Below are 4,473 nucleotides of genomic sequence, written 5' to 3'. Positions count from 1 at the left end.
TTCATGCCGCGCGGCGGCTCCGGCTGGCGCAGCAAGGCGAGCAGTTCGCCGACCTCGCGCAGTTCGGCCGCCGTCGTCCGTTCCCCGCCGCCCAGGGTCACGCCCATGGCCACGCGCCTGACCGTGCCGAACAGGTTGGCGAGGCAGGGGATGGCCGAGGGCTCGCCGTCGGCGCGGATCGGCCGCTCGAACAGCACCGCCGGGCCGCCGGTGGCCACCAGGCGGGCGCAGATCTCGGTCATTTCCAGCACCGTGGAGACCGGTTCGGTGACCCGGACCAGCTCGCCCGCGGCCTCCAGCCGTTCGATGAAGTCGCGCAGGGATCGGTAAGCCATGGGCCGGCGAAGCTAGGCGGTGGCGATGCGCCTGTCACGCCTTGCCGTGGGCGGCGGGCGCCTTAAGCTTGCGCCATGCTGTACGAAATCGACATCGCCGACGCCCCGGCCCGCTTCGCCGAGCTGATCGAAACCATCGACGCCGGCTATGGCGTGCTCATCCGCCGCGGCGACGAGATCATCGCCCGCCTGGCCCCGGAATGGTCCTTCCACGAAAAGGTGGAAGAGCCGGAAGAAACCCTGACGCCCGAAGAACGCCAGGCGAAGGAAACCTTCGAGATGTTCCAGCACGACATCGAGGACAGCTTCTAAAACCCTCGCCCCCGCAAGGCGGGGACCCAGGTTTTTACCGCCAAGGACGCAAAGTTCGCCAAGAGGGCTTGTCCGGTCCCTTTCTGGTTTGGAATCCGCGCCTTCAGCGCGCGATCCTGCCAGTTGCGCAAGCCTAATTCCTTGGCGTCCTTGGCGAGCTTGGCGGTCAATCTTCCAGGCGGGGCCGCACCCGGCTGCAACGCAACAAAACGCCTGGGTCCCGCCTTCGCGGGGATGAGCGGAAATTTTAACCCGCCCGCTCCTTCTCGTACGCCCGCACCAGGGTCTTGGGGGCGATCTTACGCCAGCGGCGTTCGAGGAAGTTCCGATACGAGCCCGGGTGCAGGGTGGCGATGCGGGCCAGGACCGAGGGGTAGTCCTTGTAGTGGGCGGTGATGTGGAAGGTCATGGGCTCGGCCTCCATCAGCATCTCGCGCTCGTCGATGGAGACCTCCATCAAGACCACGCTGGCGTCGGCGCGGCGATAGCGGGTGAAGAACTTCTTGTTCACCAGGAAGGCGGGCTGGCCGTAGGAGCTGCCCTCGACCACGCCGGGGAAGCTCAGGGCGATCTCGCGCATCTCATCTTCGGTCATCGGTCCCTCTAAAGGCTCGGAAACGTCCAGACCGCGGTCTTCTTGACCTCGGCGTCCTCGAGTTCCCGGGTGGTCTCGACGCTGTATTCGGCCAGTTTGACCAGGCCGGTCTTGGGAAAATAGCTGCGCCCGGGGTCGCCGAGCAGAACCCGCGCGCCGCGGTCGCGGGCCTGGGCCAGCCAGGCCATGGCGCGGTCGGCCAGCGGCTGTTCGTAGAAGATGTCAGCGGCGCAGATGACGTCGGCCGGCGGCGGCGGCGCGGCCAGCGGGTCGCGGCGGCCGAAGCCGATCTCGACGCCGTTGGCGCGGCTGTTCAGTTCCACCGCGGCGGCGCAGAAGTCGTCGATGTCGGCGCCGACCGCGGCCCTGGCGCCGGCCTGCATCGCCGCGATGGCCACCAGGCCGGAGCCCGTGCCGACGTCGAACACGCGTTTGCCCCTCACCTCGGTCGGATGGTCGAGCAGGTAGCGGGCCAGGGCCTGGCCGCCGGCCCAGGCGAAGGCCCAGAAGGGCGGCGGCAGGCCGATCCGGCCCAGCTCCTCCTCGGTCATCCGCCAGATCGGGGTGATCTCGTCGGCCAGATAGAGGGCGATTTCCGGGGTGTGCGGCGGATTGGTCAGCCGGGTATTGGCCAGGATGAAGCCGTGCGGGTCGGCGATGGTCTCGGCGCTCACGCGGGCGCGGCCAGCCGCAGCATGGCCGGATAGCTCGGCGCGATTTCCATCCGCGCCAGCACGCCCTTCTCGCCCAGCAGCCGGTGGGCCCGGGGCAGGCGGTAGCAGGGGATGTGCATGAACATGTGATGTTCGCAGTGGTAGTTGACGTAGTAGGGCGCGATAAGGGCGCGCTCGATCGGGTTGGCCATGGTCGTGCGGGCGTGGCGCAGCGGATCGGGCTCATCCTTGGCCACCAGGGCGTGCTCGGCGATGTTGCGCAGGCGGGTGACCATCTGGAACCAGGTGGCGCGCGGCAGCAGCCAGAGCGCGAACCAGCCCCACCACCAGTTACGGCCGAGCAGCATGCCGGCGACCCCGAAGCCGGCGATCACGAAGGCGTTAGTGACCAGGAAGCGCCGCTGGCGCACGATCTCGGCGCCCAGGATCGGCAGCACGGCTGAGCCCTTGGCCCGGGTCTTCAGATTGTATTGCAGCAGGCCGAAACGCTGCTTGAACCAGGTCTGGCCGGTCAGGTCGCGGACGATCTTGCGGCGGAAGGACTGGCGGGTGATCGGGAAGGGGGCCGAGAGCCCCAGATCCGGGTCCTCGGCCTGCTGGGCGAACTTGTGATGCTGCAGATGGTATTTGCGATAGCGCGCCACCCCGCCCGAGCAGAGCCACTCGGCCACCCACTCGTTGACGCCGGGATCGCTGTGCAGCGCGCCGTGGGCGGCGTCGTGCTGCAGAATGCCGAGGCCCAGTTGCCGCGCGCCGATGATCATCACCGCCAGCGGGATGGTCACCGGCCAGAGCAGGCCCATCAGGGTGGCCAGGCCGATCACCGCCCAGCAATGGGCGACCAGGGCCAGCCCCTTCCACGAAGAGCGCTCGGCCAGCGGCGCCCACTCCTCGGCGGTGAAGAAGTCCTTCGGATTGACGCGGGCGGCGACGGACATGGATATAAGATGGGACGATTGCGCCCGTTGGGCAACCGATGCGGAGCGGCCTCGCCGTGACGCCAACGGGCGGGTCAAAGAGACGCGTCCTTCTCCCCTTGCGGGAGAAGGTGGCCCAAAGGGCCGGATGAGGGGTCGAGCCGGCCCTGCCAATCGCTACGGATCGTCATGGCGTTCTGTCGCGGATTCTGGAGTCGGTTACGCCGTCCTAGGCGAGGATTGCGCGACCCCTCATCCGACCCCTTCGGGGCCACCTTCTCCCGCAGGGGGAGAAGGGACGCTTAGGTTGCATGGTCGATTCTGTGGGAACCCGTGCCCTTACGGCGGCAGCCCGAACAGCGCCGACGGCGCTCGCCACAATCCGGCGACCAGGGCGGCGAAGAGGATCAGGCCGGCGTCGCGGTTGGAATTGAACAGCTTGAGCGCGCGATGCGGGTCGTCGAGCCTGAGGCGCACGGGCTGGCTGATCAGGTGGAGGGCATAGAGCAGGGCCAGCGCCGCGAACAGCGGACCGAGATGGGCGATGGCGCCGGCGGCGAAGACCAGCCCGATCGAGATCAGGTAGAAGACCAACACGCCGTACGGCGCGGCGCGGCCCAGCCGGCGGGCGGAGGACTTCACCCCGGCCAGGGCGTCGTCCTCCAGGTCCTGCACCGCATAGATGGTGTCGTAGCCCAGGGTCCAGAAGACGCCGGCCGCATAGAGCAGCAGCGCCGGCCGGGCCAGCCATGCGGTCGCGGCCGCATAGCCCAGCAGCGCGCCCCAGTTGAAGGTCAGGCCCAGCCAGGCCTGCGGCCACCAGGTGATCCGCTTCATGAACGGATAGGCCGCGATAAGGCCGAGCGAGGCTATGCCCAGCAGGATGGCGATCAGGCCGAGGCTGAGCAGGATACCGAAGGCGGCCAGGCTGCAGGCCGCCAGAAAGCCCCACGCTTGCCTGACGCTGATCCGCCCGGACGCGATCGGCCGCCCGGCCGTTCGCGCCACCTTGGCGTCGATGTCGCGGTCGACGATGTCGTTATAGGCGCAGCCCGCCGCCCGCATCAGCGCAGCGCCTGCGGCGAAGGCGACCAGCAGCCAGGCGTTGGGCCAATGGCCGTCCATGGCGCCGGCGAGCGCGATCCCCTGCCAGCCGGGCAGCAGCAGCAACCAGATGCCCGCCGGCCGGTCGAACCGGCCGAGCTTCAGCCAGGGCCGCAAGCCTTGCGGCGCGAACCGGTCCACCCAGTTGTCCGGCGCGGCGTCGGGGAGGGCTGTGGTCATGCAAACCGGGGTCCGACGCCGTTCGATCGGCGGCCTACACACCCCGCTCGTCCCCGCGAAGGCGGAGTTCCAGGTGTTTTATCGTAGAGCGCCGAGCGTCCGGCAAAAAAAGCCTGGGTCCCCGCCTTCGCGGGGATGAGCGGATGAGCAGAGCTTTCGTAGCACCCAAGTCGCGTTTTTGACGATAGGCTCACGATCAAACGATCAAGGAGACATCGCGTGGGTCAGGATTTTCTCGACGTCGCCACCTTCGCCAGCGGCCATCCGCACGCCCTCTACAAGGACCTGCGCGAGAGCGCGCCGGTCTATTGGAACCCGGAGCCGAACGGGCCGGGCTTCTGGGCCCTGACCCGCTA

At 68.4% G+C, this 4,473-nt stretch carries 5 protein-coding genes and 1 pseudogene; 1 reads left to right on the top strand and 5 read right to left on the bottom strand.

From position 1 onward, the window contains the following. Positions 1-335, bottom strand: a pseudogene (locus VGL85_RS03840) (UbiD family decarboxylase); the annotation flags it as partial. A gap of 75 nt (positions 336-410) precedes the next feature. Between VGL85_RS03840 and VGL85_RS03835 the strand changes: the two are divergent. Beyond that, on the top strand, positions 411-647 hold the full coding sequence (locus tag VGL85_RS03835; protein ID WP_331586165.1) for a hypothetical protein: 237 nt from the start codon (positions 411-413) through the stop codon (positions 645-647). 247 nt (positions 648-894) lie between these two features. Here the strand turns inward: VGL85_RS03835 and VGL85_RS03830 are convergent, their stop codons facing one another. From VGL85_RS03830 to ubiA, 4 genes are all read right to left on the bottom strand, one after another. After that, positions 895-1,242, bottom strand: coding sequence for an MmcQ/YjbR family DNA-binding protein (locus VGL85_RS03830; RefSeq protein ID WP_331586163.1), 348 nt, complete (start codon positions 1,240-1,242; stop codon positions 895-897). A gap of 8 nt (positions 1,243-1,250) precedes the next feature. After that, the gene (locus VGL85_RS03825) at positions 1,251-1,916 is read right to left on the bottom strand and encodes a methyltransferase (RefSeq protein ID WP_331586161.1); all 666 of its coding nucleotides are present in this window, start codon (positions 1,914-1,916) and stop codon (positions 1,251-1,253) included. Beyond that, complete coding sequence (locus VGL85_RS03820; protein WP_331586159.1) at positions 1,913-2,854, bottom strand: fatty acid desaturase family protein; 942 nt, start codon at positions 2,852-2,854, stop codon at positions 1,913-1,915. Before VGL85_RS03820 ends, VGL85_RS03825 begins: the two co-directional genes overlap by 4 nt. Positions 2,855-3,172: 318 nt before the next feature. Next, positions 3,173-4,117, bottom strand: coding sequence for a 4-hydroxybenzoate octaprenyltransferase (gene ubiA / locus VGL85_RS03815; protein ID WP_331586157.1), 945 nt, complete (start codon positions 4,115-4,117; stop codon positions 3,173-3,175). Positions 4,118-4,473: the final 356 nt, after the last annotated feature.

The organism is Phenylobacterium sp. (genome assembly GCF_036501465.1).
GTDB lineage: Bacteria > Pseudomonadota > Alphaproteobacteria > Caulobacterales > Caulobacteraceae > Phenylobacterium.
Note: the sequence above shows the minus strand (reverse complement) of the source record. Positions and strands in the feature narration are given on the sequence as shown.

Bases quoted from the DNA above. Each gene is read 5' to 3' on its own strand.
- VGL85_RS03820 (WP_331586159.1), bottom strand. From the start codon at position 2,854: ATGTCCGTCGCCGCCCGCGTCAATCCGAAGGACTTCTTCACCGCCGAG.
- ubiA (WP_331586157.1), bottom strand. From the start codon at position 4,117: ATGACCACAGCCCTCCCCGACGCCGCGCCGGACAACTGGGTGGACCGG.
- VGL85_RS03835 (WP_331586165.1), top strand. From the start codon at position 411: ATGCTGTACGAAATCGACATCGCCGACGCCCCGGCCCGCTTCGCCGAG.
- VGL85_RS03830 (WP_331586163.1), bottom strand. From the start codon at position 1,242: ATGACCGAAGATGAGATGCGCGAGATCGCCCTGAGCTTCCCCGGCGTG.